This window comes from Dyadobacter sp. BHUBP1 (assembly GCF_050587785.1).
Lineage (GTDB): Bacteria > Bacteroidota > Bacteroidia > Cytophagales > Spirosomataceae > Dyadobacter.
In genome coordinates, this window is sequence record NZ_JBOBIH010000002.1 from 389,668 (window position 1) to 413,401 (window position 23,734).

At 50.8% G+C, this 23,734-nt stretch carries 17 protein-coding genes; 9 read left to right on the top strand and 8 right to left on the bottom strand.

Annotated features, from left to right (window positions below):
• Positions 1-239 precede the first annotated feature (239 nt).
• Positions 240-779 carry an RNA polymerase sigma factor gene (locus tag ACQ4MZ_RS08360; RefSeq protein WP_223401917.1) on the top strand — a complete coding sequence of 180 codons (540 nt, stop codon included), beginning with the start codon at positions 240-242 and terminating at the stop codon, positions 777-779.
• A gap of 79 nt (positions 780-858) precedes the next feature.
• Here the strand turns inward: ACQ4MZ_RS08360 and ACQ4MZ_RS08365 are convergent, their stop codons facing one another.
• Positions 859-1,473, bottom strand: coding sequence for a hypothetical protein (locus tag ACQ4MZ_RS08365; protein WP_430844252.1), 615 nt, complete (start codon positions 1,471-1,473; stop codon positions 859-861).
• 83 nt (positions 1,474-1,556) lie between these two features.
• Positions 1,557-2,387, bottom strand: a complete 831-nt coding sequence (gene lgt, locus ACQ4MZ_RS08370) for a prolipoprotein diacylglyceryl transferase (protein WP_430844254.1) — start codon at positions 2,385-2,387, stop codon at positions 1,557-1,559.
• Between the two features lie 50 nt (positions 2,388-2,437).
• Here lgt and yidD point away from each other — a divergent pair, with 50 nt between their 5' ends.
• Entirely contained in the window at positions 2,438-2,647 is a 210-nt protein-coding gene (yidD, locus tag ACQ4MZ_RS08375) for a membrane protein insertion efficiency factor YidD (protein WP_430844256.1), read from the top strand.
• A gap of 1 nt (position 2,648) precedes the next feature.
• On the opposite strand, the gene ACQ4MZ_RS08380 is transcribed toward yidD, so the two are convergent.
• Complete coding sequence (locus ACQ4MZ_RS08380) at positions 2,649-3,602, bottom strand: AAA family ATPase (protein ID WP_430844258.1); 954 nt, start codon at positions 3,600-3,602, stop codon at positions 2,649-2,651.
• 27 nt (positions 3,603-3,629) lie between these two features.
• Complete coding sequence (gene prmC, locus ACQ4MZ_RS08385) at positions 3,630-4,490, bottom strand: peptide chain release factor N(5)-glutamine methyltransferase (protein ID WP_430844260.1); 861 nt, start codon at positions 4,488-4,490, stop codon at positions 3,630-3,632.
• A gap of 90 nt (positions 4,491-4,580) precedes the next feature.
• Here prmC and ribD point away from each other — a divergent pair, with 90 nt between their 5' ends.
• Positions 4,581-5,645 (top strand): bifunctional diaminohydroxyphosphoribosylaminopyrimidine deaminase/5-amino-6-(5-phosphoribosylamino)uracil reductase RibD, encoded by a 1,065-nt coding sequence (ribD, locus tag ACQ4MZ_RS08390; protein ID WP_430844261.1) that lies wholly within the window; start codon positions 4,581-4,583, stop codon positions 5,643-5,645.
• On the opposite strand, the gene ACQ4MZ_RS08395 is transcribed toward ribD, so the two are convergent.
• Positions 5,642-6,415, bottom strand: a complete 774-nt coding sequence (locus ACQ4MZ_RS08395; protein ID WP_430844262.1) for a shikimate dehydrogenase family protein — start codon at positions 6,413-6,415, stop codon at positions 5,642-5,644. The genes ribD and ACQ4MZ_RS08395 overlap by 4 nt on opposite strands.
• 256 nt (positions 6,416-6,671) lie before the next feature.
• Between ACQ4MZ_RS08395 and ACQ4MZ_RS08400 the strand changes: the two genes are divergently transcribed.
• The gene (locus ACQ4MZ_RS08400) at positions 6,672-12,059 is read left to right on the top strand and encodes a S8 family serine peptidase (protein WP_430844263.1); all 5,388 of its coding nucleotides are present in this window, start codon (positions 6,672-6,674) and stop codon (positions 12,057-12,059) included.
• Between the two features lie 96 nt (positions 12,060-12,155).
• Entirely contained in the window at positions 12,156-13,130 is a 975-nt protein-coding gene (locus ACQ4MZ_RS08405; protein WP_430844264.1) for a nucleoside hydrolase, read from the top strand.
• 4 nt (positions 13,131-13,134) lie between these two features.
• Here ACQ4MZ_RS08405 and ACQ4MZ_RS08410 read toward each other — a convergent pair whose 3' ends face one another.
• The 3 genes from ACQ4MZ_RS08410 to ACQ4MZ_RS08420 are packed head-to-tail and all read right to left on the bottom strand — an operon-like array spanning position 13,135 to position 17,503.
• A complete protein-coding gene (locus ACQ4MZ_RS08410) occupies positions 13,135-13,965 on the bottom strand; it encodes an HpcH/HpaI aldolase family protein (RefSeq protein WP_430844266.1) in 831 nt (276 codons plus the stop codon).
• 13 nt (positions 13,966-13,978) lie between these two features.
• On the bottom strand, positions 13,979-16,399 hold the full coding sequence (locus ACQ4MZ_RS08415) for a hypothetical protein (protein ID WP_430844268.1): 2,421 nt from the start codon (positions 16,397-16,399) through the stop codon (positions 13,979-13,981).
• A gap of 3 nt (positions 16,400-16,402) precedes the next feature.
• Positions 16,403-17,503 carry an acyltransferase family protein gene (locus tag ACQ4MZ_RS08420; protein WP_430844269.1) on the bottom strand — a complete coding sequence of 367 codons (1,101 nt, stop codon included), beginning with the start codon at positions 17,501-17,503 and terminating at the stop codon, positions 16,403-16,405.
• A 155-nt stretch (positions 17,504-17,658) separates the two neighbouring features.
• Here ACQ4MZ_RS08420 and ACQ4MZ_RS08425 point away from each other — a divergent pair, with 155 nt between their 5' ends.
• From ACQ4MZ_RS08425 to ACQ4MZ_RS08440, 4 genes are read left to right on the top strand one after another with little or no spacing between them, the layout of a single operon-like run.
• Positions 17,659-20,265 (top strand): family 20 glycosylhydrolase, encoded by a 2,607-nt coding sequence (locus ACQ4MZ_RS08425; RefSeq protein ID WP_430844271.1) that lies wholly within the window; start codon positions 17,659-17,661, stop codon positions 20,263-20,265.
• Positions 20,266-20,312: 47 nt separating this feature from the next.
• The gene (locus tag ACQ4MZ_RS08430) at positions 20,313-21,143 is read left to right on the top strand and encodes an ROK family protein (protein ID WP_430844273.1); all 831 of its coding nucleotides are present in this window, start codon (positions 20,313-20,315) and stop codon (positions 21,141-21,143) included.
• Between the two features lie 51 nt (positions 21,144-21,194).
• Positions 21,195-22,451: an MFS transporter gene (locus ACQ4MZ_RS08435; RefSeq protein WP_430844275.1), complete on the top strand. Its 1,257-nt coding sequence runs from the start codon at positions 21,195-21,197 to the stop codon at positions 22,449-22,451.
• Positions 22,452-22,463: 12 nt separating this feature from the next.
• The gene (locus ACQ4MZ_RS08440) at positions 22,464-23,624 is read left to right on the top strand and encodes a substrate-binding domain-containing protein (RefSeq protein WP_430844277.1); all 1,161 of its coding nucleotides are present in this window, start codon (positions 22,464-22,466) and stop codon (positions 23,622-23,624) included.
• Positions 23,625-23,734 lie beyond the last annotated feature (110 nt).

Consider the following 23,734-nt stretch of genomic DNA (forward strand, 5'->3'; position numbering starts at 1 on the left):
ACAATTGCAAATACGCCGCTCAATACAAAGCATCGCCGATTGTTTCGAAAGCAGAATTTTCCGCTGCCAGGGTGATGTTTGAAACAACTTTATTTTAATACCTGACTGATTACCTATTATTAATAAAGCAAAATTGATGCCGGCTGATAAATAGGATCAAACTAAGAATAAAAGTTTTTTAATTAATACAGGAATCTCTTTACCTAGTTCCCTTTTCTATAAGCTAAAACTGTACGACTGTGGCCTATCCCGACGAAAATACCCTGATCAGAGTGACGCAAGGCGACGAAGCGGCCTTTGCAGAATTGTATAACCACTACAAAACACCTGCACTGCGGTTTACGGTTTCACTGCTCAAAGATGAGGAAGAAGCTGAAAACATGGTTCAGGACGTGTTTATCAAGATTTGGGTAAGACGTACCCAGATCAAGCCGGACTATAATTTCAATTCCTATCTGTTCACTTGTCTGCGGAATATGGCATTCGACCATTTCAAAAAGCTGGAAAAGAGCGAGCAGCTGCGTAAGCATTATATGGAGGCAATCCGCGCTGCGGGTGAGGAAGAACGGGAAGAGGCCGAGAGAAGGCTGACCGTCGTGCAGGCAGCTGTGGAATCGTTGTCGATCAAACGCCGGCAGATTTTGAAGCTGAATATTGAAGAAGGGAAATCCTATCAGGAAATTGCAGAGTTTTTGAGAATATCCAAAAATACAGTGAAGAACCAATTGGTGAAAGCAAAACAGATCCTGCGCGAAAAAGTGGATCTGGCAACGATATAGCACCCGGGTTAGTCCAATATTATATATTCCTAAAACCTTGAAAAGCAGAAGCACCTACGCTTCTGCTTTCCTTTTTGGTTTATTTCATATCGTTCAGCTTGCCGAGGTCGATGGCTTTCAGGGCATCTTTCAGCTGGTCTACGCTGAGGTTATTCCCTTCCACATTCACGACGTAACGGTCCGCGACCAGCACGTTGATTTCACCGGATTTGCTTTCGTTGTTATATTTCTCAAAAGCCTTGTAACCTTCGATCGTCGTCGTCTTTTCGTAGCCGGTGGTCGTTTCCTTATCTATTTCGGCAATTGACCAAGCCGCGAGCGCCATGGTCGAAACGCCGGCAATGCCTCCGGTATCCACGATTTCGACGTCGAGCGTTTCATCCGAGCTTCCTTTATATTTGGCCTCGGCGGTCGAAACCGTAAAGCCCATGGCGCCGGTTTTTTCGCCGGTAGCTTCCGTGCGGCTCATACCGGCCAGGGTTTCGGGTAAAAGGTCTTTCAGCTTACGGAAATCCACCGGGTCGACGGCCTTGCGATCGCCCATTTCCTTGGCTTTATCGGCAATAGCCTGAAGAGCGTCGGCCGGACTGTCGGCAGCGGCTTTTTCCTCGGCTTCTTTTTCTTCCTGTTTGCTTCCGCAACCGGTCAAGAGCAGGGCGCATGAAAGAAATGCGGCAATAAAGGATGTTTTCATCTGACAGTTGTTAGAGTTGTTTCAAACTAATTACAATGTAATGAAAACGCCGCACTGATGCACGCCTACTCGTGTCAGGAGATTCAGCTGGCTACCTCCATGGGATTTTGCCGTGAGCGGATAATGAAGTACAACCCGAGCAGTACAGCGGGGATACTCAGTATTTGTCCCATATTCAGCGCATAATTGGCTTCGAACGCTTCCTGGTTTTCTTTCAGGAATTCATACAGGAATCGCAACGTAAACACCCATACGAGGAACACACCGACCATCAGCCCGCGTGGTGTGGCGGCCTTGTATTTGTTCCAGATTCCGAACAGGACGAACGTGAGGATGAAGCAGGAAATGGACTCGTAAAGCTGTGCCGGATGGCGCGGGATTTGCAGAAACTCGGTGTTTTGCCGGAAAATGAATGCCCAGGGCAGATCGGACGGCTTTCCGACGATCTCGGAGTTCATCAGGTTACCAAAACGGATAAATGAGCCTCCCAATGCAAAGGTGATGGTAAGGCGGTCGGTGACCCAGAAGAACGTCTGGCCCGTGCCCCGGCGGGAACGGGCATACAGCCAGAGCCCGGTCACGGTGCCGATCACTGCACCATGGCTCGCAAGCCCGGCATATGGAGGTAATATTACTTCCAGGGGATTTTTAAACAGCACTTCTGGTTCATAGAAAAGGAAATGGCCTACGCGGGCGCCGATGACGATGGAGAGCACCATATATAGTGTCAGCGAATCGATATCTTCCAGCGTCTTTCCTTCTTTCTTGAAAATATAGATCATAATTTGCTGGCCGATCAGAAAGCCGGCTGCGAAGAGAAGACCATACCAACGGACAGGGAAGGGACCAAAACCGGCGATTTCCGGAATGGTAAAAATTTCGGGACTGACGTCCCACATGATATATGAAAGCATGCGTTTGTGATGTTAATGATCAAATATACTAATATGAGACAAGACGCGAAATGAAATTTTTACTCATAGCCCTCGTGCGGTTTTATCAGGCGGCACTTTCCCCTTATTTTCCTAATTCGTGCCGCTATACGCCTACCTGCTCGCAATATATGATCGAGGCCGTGCAGAAACATGGCCCGTTCAAAGGCGGTTGGATGGGATTGAAACGCATTGCACGGTGCCATCCCTGGAGTGGTCACGGTCATGACCCGGTACCCTGAATTATCCAATGGCAACCTTCCGGAGAATGGAATCGATGATGGTCGTCGTGCGCACGCCGTCGGCTTCGGCTTCGTAGTTCAGCAGAATGCGGTGGTTCATAATGTCGGGCGCGAGTTCCTTGATGTCCTCGGGCAAAACATAATCCCGCCCTTCGAGGTAGGCCAGCGCTTTTGCCGCGCGATTGAGGTAAATCGTAGCCCGCGGCGACGCGCCGAACTGGATGTAACGTGCCTCGTCGCGAAGCCCGTAATCGAGCGGCCGGCGGGTGGCGAATACCAGTTCGATAATGTAGCGTTCGAGCGTATCGGAGATATTGACCTTGTTGACTTCGTCGCGAATTGCGAAAATCTCTTCCTTGTTTAGAATAGGCCGGATTTTATATTCATAATTGATATCTGACATCCGACGCATTACTTCCAGTTCCTTCATCTTGTCGAGGTAATCGACGTAGACTTTCATCATAAACCGGTCGATCTGAGCCTCAGGCAGCGGATAGGTGCCCTCTTGTTCCACCGGGTTTTGGGTGGCGAGTACTACAAAGGGGCGGTCGAGGAGGAAGGTTTCATCGCCGATCGTCACCTGCTTTTCCTGCATCGCTTCGAGCAATGCGGACTGCACCTTCGCAGGGGAGCGGTTCACCTCGTCGGCCAGGATGAGGTTGGAGAAAATAGGTCCTTTTTTGACTTCGTAATCGCCTATTTTGGGTTTATAGATCATCGTCCCGATCAAATCCGCCGGGAGCAGATCGGGTGTGAACTGAATGCGCTTGAATTCCAGGTGGAGTACTTTGGCCATGACATTGATGGTCAAAGTTTTGGCAAGTCCCGGAACACCTTCGAGGAGGATATGGCCCCCGGTAAAAAGGCCTATCAGCAGTCGGTTCAGCAGTTTGTCCTGCCCCACTACCACCTTGCCCATTTCGTCCAGAACCTCCCTGATTTTTTGTACGTACATGAAAATGAGGTCAAAATTTTAAATGGATCAGGCCCATATAGCTCTTACGAAGCGGTCCTTACCATTGATATCACGAAGGATTTCCACGTTTTTATAATTCCTTTCTTCAAAAACCTTCCTGGTTTCGGCGCCGAAATGCTCGTTGATCTCGACATAGCATTTGCCATGCTGTTTCAAATGGTGCACCCCAAAATCCGCGATGGCTTTGTAGAACAGCAGCGGATCGTTGTCTTCCACAAACAATGCCTCGTGCGGCTCGAAACGGAGCACATTCGGGCGCATACTTTCTGCCTCGGAATAGGTTACGTACGGCGGGTTGCTCACCAGGCAGTCGAACTGGACGATATTGCCGGGGAGGGGGAAGGTCACATTGAGCATATCCTGTTTTGCGAACGTCACATCGGCAATGAGCTGGCGGGCATTCTCTCTGGCCACTTCCAATGCTTCGTCGGAGACATCCCACGCATGCACGCTTACATGCGGGAGGAAGCGTGCGAGCACGATGGCGATACAGCCGCTACCGGTCCCGATATCGAGGATGGAAATGTTTTTATCGGGCTCCGCATAGTCGCGTGTTACCATTTGCACCAGCTCTTCGGTTTCGGGACGCGGAATGAGTACCGCCGAAGAAACGCGGAATTCGAGGCCGCAAAACTCAGTAGAGCCGATGATATGCTGCACCGGTTCGTTGTTATTCAGGCGTTTGATGATGTTATCCCAGTCGGGCTGCGCCGTATTTTCGGGTATCGGACGATCCACCAGCACGTCGATATTACGGAGGCGCATATAATGCTCCAACAGCATGAACGAGATTGCCTGGGCCTCTTTTTCCGGATAAACTGTGATGTTTTTTACTATATATAAATAAAGCTGGCGTGCGGAAGTCATTTTCACTGATTTTGATCCAATGTCGGAAAGTTAGCAAATTATGGGAACTCCCGAAAGTTGAGTTTAAAAGGGCATTTGTATTTTTGCCACATGGAGACGCATAATCAATGGATGGAACGGGCCTTGCAGCTCGCTGAATACGGGCGCGGCGCAGTGAGCCCGAACCCGATGGTAGGCTGTGTGATCGTCCATGAGGGCCGGATTATCGGCGAAGGCTGGCACCGCGCCTACGGTGAGCCGCACGCGGAAGTACGGGCAATTGAAGATGTGGATGCGAAAGGTAATTCGCATTTGCTGCCACAAGCCACGGCCTATGTTACGCTTGAACCTTGCTCGCATACCGGTAAGACGCCCCCGTGCGCAGACCTCTTGGTGAGCCGCCAATTGAAAAAAGTGGTCATCTGTAATGATGATCCCAATCCGCTGGTTTCCGGCAGAGGCATTCGCAGAATGCGCGAGGCCGGGATTGAAGTGGAATGCCATGCGCTGGAAGCACGCGGATTAGAGCTGAACAAGCGTTTTTTTTCGGCTATGATGCTCAAAAGGCCCTACGTGATCCTCAAATGGGCCGAAACGGCCGATGGATTTCTGGGTTATGAAGCCGGTAGTCCCGTGCAGATCAGCGGAACATTATCGAATATGCGCGTACACCAGTGGCGTACCGAGGAAGATGCCATTATGGTGGGTTACAAAACCGCTTTGATGGACAATCCGCGGCTGAATGTGCGGCATTGGGTCGGAACAAACCCGGTCAGGATCGTTACCGACAGGCGTTTGCAATTGCCACCGCAGCTGCACCTGCTCGACAATTCGCAAAGCACAATCGTGGTCAATTATCACCGTGAGACAGAAATTCCCGCCGATCCGGAACGCTACGCACTACCCTCGACAGCCTATTTGAAAATAGACAAGGAATGCGATGAAATCGCGCAGTTGCTGGAAGGCCTGCAACGGCGTAAGATACAATCCGTTCTTGTGGAAGGTGGCGCAGCGGTGATCAGCGCATTCCTGGAAAGCGGCTTATGGGACGAGATCCGGCGCTGCCAGGGGACACTCGCCATCGGCCAAGGTGTGGCGGCCCCGGTTCCCAGGGGCTTGTTCAAAGGTTCGGAGCAAATCGGCGATGATTTGTGGACCTATTACAATCGTGTTTAAACGCTCCAGAGATTTTCTTCGGTCGTCCAGATTTCCCAGGCTTTTTCTGCTTGCAATTCAAGCATTTTTAGTCCGTTCATCGTAGCGGCGCCCTGCTCGCTGCCTTTTTTCAAAAACAGAGTTTCGGCCGGGTTGTAGACGAGGTCGTACAGGTAATGGCTTCTCGTAATCCACTGATAAGGGATCATGGGGCATTCTTCAGTGTTGGGGAAAGTTCCCAGCGGGGTCGTATTGATGATCAGCCGATGGTTTTCGATTACTTCCTGGGTAAGCCCTTCGTACGAAATGCAATCGTCGCTTTTTTGGCGGGAAACGAGCTTATACTCCATCTCAAGGTCTTTCAATGCCACCTGCACCGCCTTGGCGGCACCGCCGTTACCGAGTACCAGCGCCTTCATATACTTGCATGATTCTCCCCGTTTATCAAACCATTCCACGAGCGATTGCTGGAAACCGTAGTAATCCGTATTGAAACCTTTCGTGCTGCCGTCGGCGTAGATTTTGATCGTGTTCACCGCACCGATGCGTTCAGCCGAGGCATCGTCGAGGTCGTCGAGGTAGGCAATCACATCCTTCTTATAGGGGATCGTAACATTCAATCCGCGCAAGTCGTGCTTCTTTTTCAGCAGTTCGGGCAATTCTTCGAGGGATTTCATCTCAAAAAGCTCGTAACTGCTCTCTTTGATTTTCTCCCTGAGGAATTTGTCCGTGAAATATCGCTTTGAGAAAGAGTGTGTAAGCGGGTATCCGATCAGGCCGTATAAGTTCATAAGAATGCGTGCAACGAACGACAAAAATTTGGCCTGCTAAGTTATACCAGCCATCAGCTAATTACAAATGCGTGCAGAATTAGGGCATGTTAAATTCACGTATACGATTCATGGTTCGCGCGCTGGCATGGCTCATCACGCTGTGTCTCAACCGGTTTCCTGCACAGGTTAATTTATATTAAACAATGGCCGAATTAATTTGCATTATTAGGCTAAATGAGGTAGAATTACCTATCCTTTATCTGTACCAAAAATTATGAAGTGGAAAAATCTTTACTACACACTATTATTAGCTAGCCTGTTCACAGGGCATGTCAGAGGCCAGAAGCGCCAGGATTATCAAATCCTTCTCAAAAGCGGTTCAATTCTACCCGAGCGGAATATTTCATCCGTATCCGGTCGCTCCAATGCGGCATTCCGGCTTTCGAATACCGGGCAGAAGTCTCTGGTATTAATACAGTTCGACGACATTCCTACCGAACAAGAGCGACAGGAATTGAAGCGCGAGGGCATCGAACTTCTTGAATATATACCCAATTACGCCTACACGGCAACGATAGCGCCGGGTAGTAACCCGGGGGCATTGGCAAGAACCAGGGGAAGGGCCATCATGGAACTTAGCGCGGAGCAAAAAATGCAGCCAGGACTTGCCAACGGGAACATTCCATCGCATGCATTTGCCGGCCCCTCTACAATCGACCTTTGGATCAGCTATCCTAAATCTTTCAGTTATGAAGAGGTACAAGCCGCATTGCAAAGCAGGCAATACGAAGTGATTTCGGATCAATATAAAAACTACCGGATACTGACCGTCAGGGTGCCGGTGAAGGAGTTAAAAACGCTTGCCGGGCAGCCATTTGTGCAATATGTGCAGGCGATACCGCAGACGGATCGACAACTGAACAATAAAAGTACCACGAACAGCCGGGCGAATGTCCTGAAATCAGCTCTGCCCGGAAACAGGAACTTGTCGGGAGCGGGGGTGGTCGTTGGCATAGGGGACGAGTCTAATCCCCTGCGGCATATCGACTTCAATTCCCGTATCATCAACAGGGCGCCTATCGAAGCCGGTTCGCACGGACTTCACGTGATGGGGACGATGGCAGGTGCGGGTATTATGGACGAACGCTACACAGGTTACGCGCCTAAGGCGACCGTCGTAGCGCAAAGTTATTCATCGATCCTGGCCTATTCGCCCCAATATGTGCAGGATTTTGGTATGGTGATCACCAATAACTCGTATGGATCGGATGTGATTACCTGCGAAACGAACGGAACATATGACCTCCATTCATACATTTTGGATCAACAGGCTTTCGAAATGCCCTATCTGCAACATGTTTTTGCTGCCGGAAACAGCGGTAACACTACTTGTGCACCGTTTGCGTTGGGCTTTGGAACAGTCCTGGGAGGATATCAGACGGCCAAAAACGTCATCACCGTCGGCGCCACCGGCGAGGTCGGCGGGCTGATGTCGAATTCAAGCCGGGGCCCCGTTAAGGATGGCAGATTAAAACCGGAGATTACGGCGCAGGGCAGCGGCATTGTATCTACTATTCCGGTCAACTTGTATGGCAGCGGCAGCGGCACGAGTATGGCCACACCGGCTGTGTCGGGAGGGCTTGCGATGCTCTACGAAAGATACCGGCAGCTGAACGGGAACCAGAATCCCAAGAACGGCTTGATGAAAGCATTATTGGTGAATGGTGCCGTCGATAAAGGTAACGAAGGCCCCGATTATGGATTTGGCTATGGATGGCTGAACCTGCTTCGCTCAGTCAAAATGCTCGAATCGCAAAGCTATACCACGGGCCAGGTTGCGCATCAGGGAACCAACAATTTTTCTATCAACGTCCCGGACAATACGGCGCAGGTTAAGGTAATGCTTTATTGGAATGACCCCGCAGGCAATACACTCGCGTCGCAGAGCCTGGTTCATAATCTCGATCTTCAGGTAACCAACCCCGCCTCGAACATCGTCTTGCCGCGAATACTGGATCCGACCGCGGCCAATGTCAATAATGTGGCTACCACGGGCGTAGATAACCGCAACAATATGGAGCAGGTGGTGATCAACAACCCAATGGCGGGGACCTACACCATTTCGGTCAAAGGGACTACGGTAGGCCAGTCGCCGTCGCAGGAGTATTTTGTGGTTTACGATATCATTCCCAATTCACTCACCATTACCAACCCGATCGGCGGGGAGCGCCTGAAAGACGGCGACCCGATGTACATTTCGTGGGATGCCTTTGGGAATAGCGCCAGCAGTTTTACGGTACAGTACAGCGGTAATAATGGTGGTGTATGGACCAATATTTCTACCGTGGCAGCGGGTACCAGCCAGATTGCATGGTCAGTGCCTGTGGGAATGCGTTCGGACAAGGTGCGTGTGCGGGTGATCCAGAACAGCACCGGGACACAGAGCATTTCAGAGCCTTTTACGGTGATCGGAGTACCGGGTGTAACATTGTCGGCCTTGCAATGCGAAGGGTACATTTCGCTGGACTGGACAGCGGTAACAGGCGCGAGTGACTATGAAGTCATGATGCTGAAAGGGAAAGAGATGGTTCCGGTGGCCGTAACTTCCGGCACTAGCTACGCTTTGGGCGGACTGGTGAAAGATTCAACCTACTACGTCTCTGTACGGGCACGCCTGAACGGGCAGCCCGGACGCAGGGCGCTGGCGATTTCCCGTAAACCGGATACCGGAACCTGTGCGGGCAGCATTTCGGACAACGACCTTAAAATCGAATCAATAGTTACGCCGGCGTCATCGGGAAGGAAAAATACTTCGACGGAATTAAGTGGGGCCGTTTTTGTCAAAATGAGGATCAAAAATCTCGATGATGTGGATTTCAACGGTTCGTTGGATGTTGGATATGAGCTTAACGGCGTAGCGGTACCGATTGAAACGATTAGTCCTTTTATCGAAAAGGGTAAGACCTACGACCACACCTTCGCGGTGGGCGCCAATTTAGCCAATTCCGGGGATTACAATTTCAAGGTATTTATCCACAGCAATTCAGATAAGATTTCCGCGAACGACACGCTGGTGAAGCTTTTCAGACAGCTGCCCAATGACCAGTTGGCATTGCCATTTCACGACGACATCGAAAACCTCCCTGCGCAAAATGTGACGGTCGCACAAATGGGGCTTACGGGGGACGGACGGTATGATTTCAGTGCCGACACTGATGCCGGAAGGATCCGGACTTTCGTTAATACAGGCTTTGCGGCATCCGGTCAGAAAGCGCTGACGCTCGATGCGAACAGGGCCTATTCGGCGGGTAACACGAGCTACCTGACGGGCACTTTCAATCTGGCAGGATACAACATCAATACCGACGATTTACGGCTGATCTTTTCTTACAAAAATCACGGTCAGAAAACAAACAGTAACAATAAGGTATGGATAAGGGGTAAGGATACCGATGCCTGGGTCGAGGCCTACGACCTGTTTGCAAATCAGAACCTCACAACCCAGGGATATAAGACAACCGCTCCACTTGAAATAAGTGCATTGCTTTCTGCAAACGCGGAAAATTTCTCGTCGAGTTTCCAGGTCCGCTGGGGACAATGGGGAAAAATGATTACTTCCGATTATAGCAACGGGGCGGGCTATTCTTTCGACGATATCCGCATTGTTTCGGTGATCGACGATATTCAAATGCTGGCATTACTTGCACCGCCTACGGAAAGCTGCGGGCTGAGCAATGCGGAAACAATCGCTATTCGTATCCGGAACAGCTCCGCGCGGGACATCGCCAACCTGCCTATTGCCTTATCGCTGCCGAACGGAACAATACTCCGCGATACAATCGCAATGCTTGCCAAGCGCACGACCATCGATTTCACTTTCGGTCCCAAGGCCGATCTTTCAGCGGTTGGGGCACTGAATCTCAAAGCCTGGTCGGAATTGGCGACCGACAGCTTCCGGGACAATGACACACTTGCGGTGAAAGTTTTTAATGCTCCGGTACTGAGCTCATTTCCTTATCTGGAGAATTTTGAAAACGGAGACGGCTTCTGGAGTGCCAAAGGAACGAATAGCTCCTGGAAATGGGGGACTCCTACTTCGTCCGCCCTGAACAAAGCGGCTAGCGGGACGAAGGTGTGGAAAACCAACCTTGCCGGGGGGTATAACGACAAAGAAGAGTCCTATTTGTACTCTCCTTGCTTTAATGTAAGCAGTCTGACATCGCCTACACTGAGTTTTAGCGCGGCAATCGACCTGGAAGTGTGCGAACCTACCCCCTGCGATTATGTGTATATCGAATATTCCGGAAATGGCGGTCCGTGGACGCGCCTGGGGGCAGTGGGGCAGGGTACCAACTGGTACAATAAAACTTACTCGGGTAACGGCGCCTGGGCTTTACAGGATTATCTGCGCTGGCACGTGGCAAGTATGGCTTTGCCCACCGGGTTTACGAACCTCAAATTACGTTTTGTACTGATCTCCGATGGTTTCACGCATCGCGAAGGAATAGCTCTGGACGATATCCACATATTTGACAAAATTGCACCGATACTCGATAATACCGGTGGTGTGGCCACGCAACAGGTATCCGGTTCGGGTTGGGTGAATTTTACAAGCAACGGGAAATTGATAGCGTCCATTAACGCTAACGGGCAGAACATGGGTAGTACCGAGGTTCAGTCGTATTTGAATACGGCAGGGGTTAGAAATGGCAATGGCCAGTATTATCTCGACAGGAATTTTACGGTAAAACCTGCCAACAACGAACTCGCGAACCTGGCAACTGTCCGGTTCTACTTCCTTGAAACCGAGAGTGAGGCGTTGATCAACGCAGTGGGCTGCGGTACTTGCGGTAAACCCGTGAATCCATTTGAGCTCGGTATTTCCAAATATCGAAATACGGCGAACCCCGCGAAAGAGGATGGCTCGCTATCCAACAGCACCGAGGGCGGCTGGTCGTTTCATCCGGCAGGGGAAGTGGCGATTGTCCCTTATGACAAAGGATATTATGTTGAAATGAAATTGAAATCCTTTTCGGAATTCTGGCTTTCGAAAGCGTTCGTAGGAAATCCGGGCGCATTACCTGTCGAGTTGGTGAGTTTCAATGCCCGGAAAAAACAGGATGACCTGCAATCGAAAGACGTGATCCTGGAATGGGAAACCGCTTCCGAGGAGAATTTCGATCATTTCGACATCGAGGTGGCCAGCGGCGACGAGGCTTACCGACAGGGGAAATTCGTACGGCTGGCGCAGGTTTCGGGGGAAGGTAATTTGAAAAGCGGCCGGAAATACGAGTATGTCGATCAGCTGCCGGGCAAGTGGGGGAACTTGTATTACCGGCTCAAAATGGTGGATATCGACAGCACTTATCAATATTCCCGCGTGCGGCCGGTCGCTTTCGAAGCCCGGTCGGAATGGTCGGTTTATCCCAATCCTTCAAAAGGCGTTTTCTACCTTGGCGACAAAGTTCCTGAGAGCCGCTCGGTTTCCGTGAATGTGTATGACCTGCACGGGAGAATTTTGAAGCAACTCGGCGGCGAAGCATTGGGGCGGGCGCAGAAACGCAAGGTCGACCTCTCCGGCCGTGAATTTGTAGAGGGAATATATGTACTGGAGGTGGTGAATGGAGAAACAAAACAGGCATTCCAGGTGTTGAAAAACTGATGTAACCTTTGCTATCGTTGAAAAAATCCTCCTGATGCAGCATATCGGCAGGTAAAAGCGAATAGCTTTACAACAGACCGCATTTTTATGAATGTCATGAACAAAGTTTTACTGGTCCTTTGCCTCTTCGCACTCTCTAATTCTTATGCTCAAACCGGAAGATCAGCCAATTCGCTGATCCTCGACACCGATATCGGCCCGGATTACGACGATGTAGGCGCAATGGCCGTCATGCATGCATTGGCCGACAAGGGAGAGGTGAAGCCGCTGGCAGTGATTTCTTCCAATAAAAATGAATTGGTAGTACCTACTATCGAAATCCTGAATACCTATTTCGGTCGTCCCGAATTACCTACCGGTGCGCCTAAGGGAAAAGGGGCGAGTTTCGGGGCCACACAAAAATGGCCGGAAATGCTGGTAGAGAAATATCCGCATAAAATCGAGAAAACGTCGGATGCGCCGGATGCAGTGGAAACTTATCGTAAAATACTAGCCAAGCAACCCGACCAGAGCGTTACCATTGTTACGGTTGGCTTTCTGACCAACCTCGCGGATTTACTGGACTCAGGCCCGGATGCTAATTCACAGCTGTCGGGAAGTAACCTTGTCCGTAAAAAGGTAAAGCAACTGGTGTCGATGGCGGGCGGGTTTCCGAAGGGGCGGGAATACAATGTGCTGGTAGATTCGGTTGCGTCGGCCAAGGTTTTTGCAGAGTGGCCTACCGAAATCCTGTTTAGCGGTTTTGAAATTGGAAAAGAAATCAAAACCGGTAGGCGGGTAATCGCAAATGAAAATCTGAAAAGCCCTGTGAAAGATGTTTTTGCGATGGCGATGCCATTGTCCAAAGGCGACGCGGACGGCCGGATGAGCTGGGACCAGACCGCCGTATTGGTGGGCATCCGGGGAATTCAGCCCTATTTTGGTGTAAAACGCGGAAGGATCATCGTCGACGGCGGGAATAATAGCTGGCAGGACGATCCTATGGGCCCGCACGCGTACCTCACACCCAACATGCCCTTCGAACAGCTTACCGCGCTGATCGAAGGACTGATGATGTGGCAAGGCAAATAGGTTTTTAAACTACCATTGAAGTATCAAGTCGAGCAGTCGGAACATCGTCGCCGGCCGCCGGGTCGCCGGCCGCCCTTTTTATTTTGTCAAAATCCGCATTCAGTTTTTGCACGAAAAGTGCTACATCGAAGCTGTGCACGACGATATTCGCTCCTTCCTTCATCCATTGAATCTGCCTTTCGGGTTCCAGCGAGAAGTGGATACCGATGGCCAATCCTTTGGCACGTGCGGTGCGGATGATGTAGGAAACGGCTTTTTCAAACTCCGGATGGTCATATTGTTCAGGTAGCCCAAGGCTTACCGATAAGTCGTGCGGGCCGATGAAAACGGCGTCCAGCCCCGGGACCGATAGCATTGCATCGAGCTTATCCATCGCGGGCACGCTTTCGATATTGGCAATGCAGATATTCCCTGCATTATATTTGGCGACATAATCCCGCATATGGTCGGGCAAGGGCATTGCGCCGCTCAGGTAGTTCTGCAAGACTTCGCCTTTCAGCGGCCGGTACTTGGTAGCGCCTACCAGCTCCGTTATCTGCGCCACGGATTCGAGATAAGGGGCAACGATGCCTTTTGCACCTGCATCGATGGCCTGGCAGGCGAGGTAGGGATCCGGGCACGGAATGCGCACAATGGGTGTAATGCCCAAATGTCGGAATTGCTGACATAATGCAGCCATTTCCGCCCTGCCTAAGGGAATATGCTCGGTATCGATGAACACGAAGTCGACAGCCGTTTTCTTCACAGCCGCTGGCCACATCGGGCCGGTGGAGGTAATGCAGGTGCCGTATACATTGCCTCCGTTTTTCAGTTTTTCGAGTAATGTGGATTCCATTGTGATATCTCAGTTATTGTTTCATCAGCCATATCTCCGTCACTTGCGAGCCACGCTCGCCTTCGCCGCAAGTCCATTCAAAAATAACTTTGCCGTCAGCAGTAGCCGCCTTAGGTACATTGAATTCGAATGTGGGCTGCTCGCCGGTCTGTATAAAATCGTGGATCGTCTGGCCGTCGTCGGTGGTCATGCGCATGCGCGAGCGGAAACGCCCCGTGTACGAAATGCGGATGCGATACGTTGCGTCCGGATCGAGATTGTCGTAACGGATTTGCAATGGCTGGTCGTAGAGGGTTTTGGCTTGTTTCATCCAGGCACGCGGGGTCACCTGTCCTTTGAAGCCGGTTGCCTGAATTTCGTCCACCCATTCTTCTCCTACCAAACCGACACCAAAACCGATCCGCGGCGATCGTAAACTACCCGGATCGTTTTCCCAGGATAAGGCCGGTACAACGCGGTACCAGCTTTCAGGGTCGCCGAAATGGTCGTAAAACCCACCCGGGCCCGGATCTGTGCGATGCAGTAACTGATCGATCTCTCGTAGCATCTCGGCTTCGCTGGCCAGCTTTTCAATCCTTTTGAATTGATCCAGTAAATAAGGCGCATCGTTCAACGGCATGTTGATCAGATCCACAAAATTACCACGGCCCGACATGGCGCCGTGTTTTTTCATGGTCAGCTGCGCGCCGATGCTCTTGAATAATGAATCGGCCAGATCGTAGCATTTTTGCTGATGCTCCGGGAGAATACGTTCTTTCCACGCCTTTTCCAGCAGACTCTCTGCGTTACGCATCGCTTTCACCGCCCCGGACTTGCGGGCCGATGCCAGTGCACGTCGCGCCTGCTGTTCCAGTTCGAGTTCGTAAATGAGTCGCTGGCGGGTATAATCGTCGAAATATGCCCGGATCAACCCCATCTGGAACCTCGGGTTTTGTAGTAGTTTTAAAGGTGCATTTTTTTCCATTGATTGCCACTGGCGGAGGGTAATACCGATCCCGTCATTGCCGACGACCTCGCCGCGCCAGTTTTTTTCAAGATCGACGATCGCCTGCGCGCCTGCCTCCTTGTATTCAGGACCGAAGAAAAGTCTGGCATAATCGCGTAAGGTTTCGATAACCGGCATTTCAGGGTCCCAATCCTGATCGCTCCACACAAACTTGTTGACATCGTCATTGGTCCCTTCCGAGTAGCTCACGCTGCCGATTCCATATTGGTCCAATGCATTATGGATCGCCTTTTCATCAAAGGGACGCGGATTGATGCTCTCGCGCCCGAGCGTCATCGCCCATGCGAGGTCCCAATGCGGCACCGGATATTGCGCCGAATAGTTATGAGTGATGTCGGGATAATGCCGGATCGGGATCGACGGTTTAAGGATTTCTCTGATCTTCTGCACGGGAATCTTCACCCAAGGCCCGAATACCACCCCGCCGAACCATGGATATTCTTTGTTAGCATGGCTGAAAAACGCATCGAACCATTTCTGGGTAGGGCGGAAGATCTGGGGCGAAACCCAGATTTTGGCTTTGGGATGGTATTTCTGTAATACGGTCGCCTCTTTTTCCAGCCATGCGAAAAGTACATCTGGTTCCAGTTCGCCCGGATCACCAGCGGGTACAAACACGCCGTCGAGCTTCGGTAAGCTTGCGAATATCTGGTCGCGCTCGACGAGCTCCTTCGCAATGGAGTCGGGGTGGACATAGTTTTTACCCATATTCGGATACCAGATCGACACATCGAGCCCATATGATTTACAAATGCGCGACTGCTCGATGATCATTTGCGCCGCAGGTATTTTCATATGACGGCTGGTAGCGTCATCGTCCGTCCGCGGAGGAAGAATTTCGATGGTATTTGCCCCGAATAATGCCAGTTCACGAATATACTGGTCGAAACCGGCGACGGAGAATGCATCATAGGCATTCGTTTTGGGGCGGTAACCGAGCTGGTGGCCGCGCATCGGGTACCGCGGGCTGGTGCTGATCGCGAGCCGTGCATTGACCTGCAATTTCCCGCGGCTCATTTCTGCCTTTCGCAGGAACCGTCCGACGCCGTACAATATTCCCCGGGCATCTTTTCCTGCTATAATAATGGTATTCGAAGGGCCAGTGACCAGCTTGAAACCCTCGCTTTTTAATTCTGGTAATGTGGAAACAGCATTTCTGTATGGCTCCGGCACTTTGCTCAGGTCACTCTCCAAGGCGATCAGGATCACGTTAGCCGTTTTAGGAAGCTTTTTCGCAACAGGGAGTTTAACACCCGTCCGCTTTTCCACCTCATTTTGCAGAACTTCAATGCTTCGGAGCAATGTAGCCTTGTCGCTCGGGCTGAAAATCTGGCTTTGGGATAAATCAAGCGATTGCGAAAGCGCGATGCTGGTCCGCAGGGCGACTGTCAGAAGGATAAGAAACCGGAAAGGTGTTCGGTAAGGCATGGGTTAGAGCTTAATGAAAATCCGTTTTTTATAAAGAAGGTAAACCGGGATGAAATTGATACACACAAAAAAGAGCGCGTAAAGCATACTGGCGAGGCGCGGTTCCATTCCTGTTTGCGATAGTGCTGCCACAGCATGGTGGTTCAAAGTATCGCCACCGGCAGGCATAATGTAAAATAGCAATGCAAGAATATCGGCCAGAACGTAAGCGGCAATTGCATTAGCCCCGAAAATGACACCGGGTGCAATGCCTCGCTTACCACCGCGAATGTCGATCAGGAAATGCAGCGCGCCGAGCAGCATGGAAGCAAAGCCGGAAGTTACCAGCACAAAGGAGCTGGTCCAGAGGTTTTCATTGGTAGGGAAAATCAGGTTCCAGAAATAGCCCAATGCGGCAGTGGCAAAGCCGGCGGTCAGCAGGTAATTGCTTTTCTCGTTGGGAGATAGTGGCAGGAGGATCAATTGACCCGCGAGCATGCCGGTAATGGTGGTCGCGATGGACGGAAATGTGCTCAAAATCCCTTCCGGGTCCCAGGTGCCCTGCCACATTTTGCCTGGTAAATATTGCTGGTCGACCCACGCAGCCAGGTTTACACCCGGTTCGAGCGTTACCTTACCCACACCGGGCGTAGGGATGGTGGTCAATGCGAGCCAGTAGAGCAGGAGAATGGTAATGGCCAGACCGAGTTGTTGCTTCCAGCTGGTATTTAAGAAGAGGATCGCGCACACGAGGAACACGATCGCGATGCGGTGGAGCGTGCCGGTATAGCGCAGGTCGGAGAAGTTGAAATCGGGCAGCATGTTGAGGAACATGCCGACGGCAAATATTTTCAGCGAGCGGATGATGATCTTGCGATACAATCCTCCCTTCGGCGCGTTCCGTTTTTTGGAATAGGCTAATGCAATGGAAACTCCGACGATAAAAAGGAAGGTAGGTGCGATGAGGTCTGTAAATGTCAGCCCGTTCCATCGGGTATGCCGAAGCGTGGGAAACACAAAATCCTCGTGTCCCGGGAAATTGACCATGATCATCGCCGCAATGGTAAAACCACGCATTGCATCCAGTGAAAGTAATCGGGGCGAAGCGCCTGAAAGGTTTTCCATAGCAGCCGTTTATAGAGTTATGTACGGAGACATTGCACAAAAGGGCTATTTCCGACGCTTTTTGCACCCTTCACTAGTATATTTTGCGCAATTGTCAGTAATTAGGTAGTTGTATTCCTAACACCGGAAAATCATTCCCCAGCCTTTTTGACCCTATGAAGAAACTACTTCCGCTTTCGCTTGTCCTGTTTGGTATGCTGCTGCTTGCAGGCTGCAAAAGATCAGGCAATGTAAGCAAGGAACAGGCCGAGAAAATCGCAGTTTCCTGGAAGCTCGTCAGCAATTTTACGGAACCTGATGGAACGTTTAAAGCCCAGTTTACGATCCGAAACGGCAGTGATTTTACGCTGGACGGTTCTAACTGGAAGCTGTTCTGGAATATGTCGCCGCGGCCGATCCAGTCGAACAAAACGCCGGAACCAGCGGTCGTTGAGCATATCAACGGCGACTGGTACCAGATGGTACCGGCAAAGGATTTTCTAATGCGCCCGCGGGATTCGATGACTATTACGTACACCGGCACAGAGGGTGTCATCAAGGAAACGGATGCGCCGCTGGGCTTGTATTTTGTGTTTTATGATAACGAGGGCAAGGAAAAGGAAATCGTCGAGGTGGTGGATTATACGATCGAGCCATTCACTACTAAAGAGCAGATCCTGCGGGGCAAAATGGATTTGAAAGAGGTACCTACCGCCGAAACGCGTTATAAAGCCAACACCGCATTTACCAAATTGGGTGAGGAGCAGCTTTTAAAAATCATCCCTAGTCCGGTGAAACTCGTTCCGGGCGCAGGCACATTTACATTGACGGGCAAAACAAATGTATTTTATCAGGAAGGGCTCGAAAACGAAGCCAAATACCTGATCAGCAAATTAAAAACGCTCACCGGCACCGACTTGCCCATCCAGGCCGGCTTACCGGGCAAAAGTTCTTCGGAAGAAGCTGCCATTGTTTTGAAAACGGGTAAGGTCACGGTGAATGGGATTTCCAGTGAAGCATATAATCTGAATATTGGTCAAACCGGCATTACGATCGAGGGGAGTGATGCTGCGGGCGTGTTCTACGGCGTTCAAAGCCTTTTGCAACTCGCGCCGACGGACGCTTACCAGAAACCTGTCGCTTCCGTTGGTTTTGGATTTGTGCAGGTACAGGATGCACCCCGGTTCCAGTTCCGTAGCCTGCACTTGGATGTGGCGCGTAACTTCCAGACGAAGGAATCGGTGAAGCGCATTATAGACCTGCTCGCATCTTACAAGGTCAACCACTTACTGCTTTATACCACCGAGGACGAAGGCTGGCGGATCGAGATCGACGGTTTGCCGGAGCTTACGCAGGTAGGCGCACAGCGTCAGCATACGTCCGGCATGAATGCGAACGCATTGCACCCGGGTTACGGGTCGGGACCGGTTGCCCATGAGAAAGGCAAACACGGCAGCGGCTATTATACCAAGGCCGATTTTATTGAAATACTCAAATATGCCCACGAGCGGCACATTAAGATTATCCCTGAGCTCAACTTCCCCGGTCACGCGCTGGCGGCTATCAAGTCGATGGAAGCGCGGTATGAGCGGTTGATGAAGGAAGGTAAAGAGAAAGAGGCGAACGAGTACCGTTTGATAGATCCGGATGACAAATCGGTTTACATTTCGGCACAGGGCTACAAGAACAATGTCGTGAGCGTGGCGCGCGAATCGACCTACAATTTCTTTGTGAAAGTAGTGGATGAAATCGCGAAACTGTACGAACAGGCAGGCTTGAAAATGGATACTTTCCACACCGGCGGCGATGAAGTGGCGGATGGCGTGTGGACGAAGTCGCCGATGGCTGCCAAACTGCTGGCAGAGCATCCGGAGGTAAAAGGGCCGCGCTATCTGCAAACCTATTTTTTTAGAAAGCTCCTGCCTATGCTCGAAAAACGTAACCTGAAAGTGCATGGCTGGGAAGAAGTGGCGTTGAACAAAACGGAAACCGGTGCATACCTCGCCAATCCGGAGTTTGTGGGGCGCCAGGTATATCCCTACGTTTGGAACAATGTGTATGATGTTGACCTGGGTAACCGCCTGGCTAATGCGGGTTATCCGGTGGTGCTTTGTAATGTGACCAACTTCTATTTCGACATGTCGTACAACAATGATCCCAAGGAGCCTGGCCTGTATTGGGGCGGGTTTGTGGACACGCGCGACAACTGGGCATTTGCGCCGTTTAATATGTTCCGTACCACTGAGGAGACGGCCATGGGCAAGCCGATGAAGGAAGAGTTTGTAGGCAAGCAGCTGATGAGGCCAGAGGCACGCAAGAACGTTTATGGTGTGGAGGCGCAGCTCTGGAGCGAGACGATCAAAGGTCGTGATATGATGGAGTATTCGATCCTGCCCAAGCTTTTGGGTTTCTCTGAAAGTGCCTGGGCAGCCGAAAGGAAGTGGGAAAGCGTAGCCGACGATGCCGCCAGAAAGGCGATGATGGCCGAAGGCTGGAATATTTTTGCAAACTCGATAGCCCAAAAGCATCTCCCGAGACTAAAGTATATCAACGGGGGCTATAATTACCGCCTGCCCCAGCCGGGCGCGATCATAGAAAACGGAATGCTGAAAGCGAATGTGGAATTGCCGGGCCTGGCAATCCGCTACACGACCGACGGTTCCGAGCCTACCGAGACTTCACAACTTTACGAAAACCCTGTGAAAGTGTCGGGTACTGTTACGCTGAAAAGCTTCGATCTGGCCGGACGGTCGAGCCGCAGCAGCGTGGTAACAGCCCGTTGACCGAACTGATCGTTTAACGCAGCTTACAGCTCAACTCCTCACCGTCGATGAACATTGGTGTAGATCTCGGCGGCACGAACATTCGTGCCGGCATCGAGTCGGGTGGCCATATTACCCGGCAAAATCAGACATTACTGGCCAACAAACATTCGCTGTCGGCAACGCTCGACCAACTGATGGACGTCATCCGTCCGTTGACGGCCTATCCCGTGAAAGGTATCGGTATTGGGGTGCCTTCGGTCGTGGACGTGAACAAAGGCATTGTTTATAATGTCATGAATATCCCTTCGTGGGAAGAGGTCGCATTGCGCGACATTGTGGAAAAGGAATTCAACCTGCCGGTTTCGGTGAATAATGATGTGAACTGCTTCGTGCTTGGCGAGCACCGTTTCGGATTGGCACGGAAGTTCCAGTCGGTGATCGGCATGGCGATTGGTACGGGCCTGGGCTCGGGCATTATCATTGATAACCATTTGTACGCGGGAAAGAATTGCGGGGCAGGGGAAATCGGCATGCTGCCTTACAAGGATTCGATATTGGAAAACTATGTATGCAGCCGGTTCTTCGAAGAATCCCTGGGTATCGACGCGTTCGCGGCACACGAGGCGGCATTAAAGGGCAACAAGGAGGCGATGGAAGTCTGGGAAGAATTCGGGGTGCATTTGGGGGCGGTAATCAAGGCGATCATGTATACCTACGACCCCGAGGCGATCGTTATGGGCGGCTCCATTGCCAAAGCCAACCGTTTTTTCCAGGATAGCATGCTGGAAAGCATTCAGGATTTTGCTTATCCCGAATCTTTGAAAAAGCTGACACTGCTGCTATCGGAAAACGAAAATATTGCATTGCTGGGCGCTGCGGCATTGCTCGACGATTGATGTAATGCAGTTTTAGATTTAAATTAGGCTACCAAACCACGCGCGACCCTGATGCAAAGGAACATTTTCATCGTAGTACTGATCTTCCTGATCTTTTTCGTCATTTCCTTCCTGACCAATATCCTCGGTCCGATCATTCCTGATATCGTCAAAAGTTTTGATCTGAGCATTGGTCTGGCGGGTTTCCTGCCGTTTGCATTCTTTGTTGCTTACGGGGTGATGTCGATCCCGGCGGGGCTGATGGTGGAAAAGTTCGGCGAGAAAGTAATGCTGATCGCGGCGTTCCTACTAGCATTCGGCGGAGCACTGCTCTTTGCATTGGTCCCCAGCTTTTTCGTGGCACTGTTTTCACTTTTCCTGATCGGCATTGGAATGGCCATTTTGCAGGTGGTCATTAACCCCCTGTTGCGGGTTTCAGGCGGGGAGGAGAAGTTTGCATTTTACTCGGTGCTTGCGCAGCTGTTCTTCGGTGCAGCATCATTTCTGAGCCCGTTGCTTTATAGTTATCTGGTATTGAATGTGCACTCGGGGAATTCCGGTTTTTTGATTGATATATTAAATGGTCTGGTGCCCGAGAACCTGAAATGGGTTTCGCTGTATTGGGTTTTTGCGGTGATTGCGCTGGCGATGGTCGTAGTCATCGCCTTGGTGAAATTTCCGAAGGTGGAATTGCTGGAAGACGAGCGGATCGACGTGGGGAAATCGTTCGGCGAACTGGCGGCGAACAAGCTGGTATGGCTGTTCTTCCTGGGGATATTTGCCTATGTGGGTACCGAGCAGGGCATTGCCAATTGGATTTCACAATTTCTGCAAACCTATCATGACGTGGATCCGGCGACGACCGGCGCTTCGGTGATTTCCTATTTCTGGGGCTTGCTCACCATCGGTTGTTTCCTCGGTTTGATATTGTTGAAAATCTTCGATAGCCGGAAAGTACTGGTATTCTTCACTTGCGGGGGCATTGCGTCGTTGCTGATGGCCTTGTTCGGATCAAAAGAAATGGCTTTGATCGGCTTCCCGATGGCGGGTTTTTTTGCGTCGGTGATGTATTCGGTGATATTTTCACTGGCATTAAACTCCGTTCCAAAACACCACGGCACGTTTTCCGGGATTCTTTGCGCGGGTATTGCGGGTGGTGCGGTTGTGCCGCTGATCGTCGGGGGGTTGGGGGAGTTAGTGGGGCTGCGTTTTGCGATGCTCTTCCTGCTGATTCCACTGGGTTATATTTTAAGTATTGGAATGTGGGCTAAACCGCTCGTTAACAATGAAACGGTATCGAGCGTGAAGGAGCTGTTCAAGCTCGGTTGAAAGGATATTTATATGTACAAAATCATTCTCCTGCTCGACTTTGCGGAGGAATACAGTAAGAGCCTGATGAAGGGGATCAATGCGTATTCCAAAGAATTCGGCCCGTGGATCTTCTGCCGGATGCCGCTTTTCCATCGTGAGACGATCGGGATCGATGGTATTCTGAAATGGGCATTGGAATGGGGAGCGGATGGTATTGTAGGACAATTATATAATAAGGAAATCGATAAGATCGTCCGGGCCGGGATTCCGGTCATTGCGCAGGATTTCAAGGAACGCTTCACCGAAATACCCAACATCACCGGTGCCTACCATGAGGCCGGGCAAATGGGCGCCGATTACTTCCTCAAAAAAGGCTTTACCAACTTTGCATTCTACGGTTTTAACGATATCGTGTGGTCGCGCGAGCGTGCGGAAGGCTTTGAAGAGCATTTGCGGAAGAAGGGGCATAAAGTACATTATTTCGAGCATAAAAAGTCGCGTTCCACGGAGCTTTGGTATTACAAGCCCAGCTCGCTGAGCCGCTGGCTGAAATCGTTGCCCAAGCCGATCGGCCTCATGACCTGTGACGACAACCAGGGCCAGCACATCACGGAGGCGTGCAGGCACGTGGGCATACGCATACCCGAGGAAGTGGCCGTGCTGGGCGTGGATAATGATGAAATGATCTGCGACTTGTCCGATCCTCCGCTTTCGAGTATTGCACTCGATGTGGAAAAAGGGGGCTATGACGCTGCCAAACTGCTCGATCACATGATCAAGCATGGCACTACGGAATATTACGACGTGGTAGTACGTCCCACCCAGGTCATTACCCGGCATTCGACGGACATTTACGCCACCGCCGATGACCACATCGCTTCATCCTTAAAATACATTCACCAGAATATTGACAAAAACCTGCACGTTGATGAAGTTGTGAAGCAAGTACCGCTTTCGCGCAGGGCGTTGGAGAAGCGTTTTCTGGAAATCACCGGTTATCCGATTTACAAATACATCTTCAACCTGCGGATCGAGAAATTCACACAAAAATTGCTCGATACCGACATGTCAGTGTTTGAAATTGCACTGGATATGGGGTTGGGGGATAGCAAAAATATAGCCCGCCAGTTCAGGCAGGCTAAGGGGTGTAGTCCGAGTGCTTATCGGAACAAGTATCTTGCAGGGAAGTGAGGCTTGTGGAATTTTGAGTCTATGAGTTTAGAGTTTAAAGTTGAGGGTTTAAAGTTTAGAGTTTAAAGTTTAAAGTTGAGAGTTAAAATTTAAAGTTTTGAACTTTCAAC

Excerpts from the sequence above, each read along its gene's own strand:
- ACQ4MZ_RS08365 (WP_430844252.1), bottom strand. The coding sequence starts at position 1,473 with ATGAAAACATCCTTTATTGCCGCATTTCTTTCATGCGCCCTGCTCTTG.
- lgt (WP_430844254.1), bottom strand. The coding sequence starts at position 2,387 with ATGCTTTCATATATCATGTGGGACGTCAGTCCCGAAATTTTTACCATT.
- yidD (WP_430844256.1), top strand. The coding sequence starts at position 2,438 with ATGAAATTTTTACTCATAGCCCTCGTGCGGTTTTATCAGGCGGCACTT.
- ACQ4MZ_RS08380 (WP_430844258.1), bottom strand. The coding sequence starts at position 3,602 with ATGTACGTACAAAAAATCAGGGAGGTTCTGGACGAAATGGGCAAGGTG.
- prmC (WP_430844260.1), bottom strand. The coding sequence starts at position 4,490 with ATGACTTCCGCACGCCAGCTTTATTTATATATAGTAAAAAACATCACA.
- ribD (WP_430844261.1), top strand. The coding sequence starts at position 4,581 with ATGGAGACGCATAATCAATGGATGGAACGGGCCTTGCAGCTCGCTGAA.
- ACQ4MZ_RS08395 (WP_430844262.1), bottom strand. The coding sequence starts at position 6,415 with ATGAACTTATACGGCCTGATCGGATACCCGCTTACACACTCTTTCTCA.
- ACQ4MZ_RS08400 (WP_430844263.1), top strand. The coding sequence starts at position 6,672 with ATGAAGTGGAAAAATCTTTACTACACACTATTATTAGCTAGCCTGTTC.
- ACQ4MZ_RS08405 (WP_430844264.1), top strand. The coding sequence starts at position 12,156 with ATGAACAAAGTTTTACTGGTCCTTTGCCTCTTCGCACTCTCTAATTCT.
- ACQ4MZ_RS08410 (WP_430844266.1), bottom strand. The coding sequence starts at position 13,965 with ATGGAATCCACATTACTCGAAAAACTGAAAAACGGAGGCAATGTATAC.
- ACQ4MZ_RS08415 (WP_430844268.1), bottom strand. The coding sequence starts at position 16,399 with ATGCCTTACCGAACACCTTTCCGGTTTCTTATCCTTCTGACAGTCGCC.
- ACQ4MZ_RS08420 (WP_430844269.1), bottom strand. The coding sequence starts at position 17,503 with ATGGAAAACCTTTCAGGCGCTTCGCCCCGATTACTTTCACTGGATGCA.
- ACQ4MZ_RS08425 (WP_430844271.1), top strand. The coding sequence starts at position 17,659 with ATGAAGAAACTACTTCCGCTTTCGCTTGTCCTGTTTGGTATGCTGCTG.
- ACQ4MZ_RS08430 (WP_430844273.1), top strand. The coding sequence starts at position 20,313 with ATGAACATTGGTGTAGATCTCGGCGGCACGAACATTCGTGCCGGCATC.
- ACQ4MZ_RS08435 (WP_430844275.1), top strand. The coding sequence starts at position 21,195 with ATGCAAAGGAACATTTTCATCGTAGTACTGATCTTCCTGATCTTTTTC.
- ACQ4MZ_RS08440 (WP_430844277.1), top strand. The coding sequence starts at position 22,464 with ATGTACAAAATCATTCTCCTGCTCGACTTTGCGGAGGAATACAGTAAG.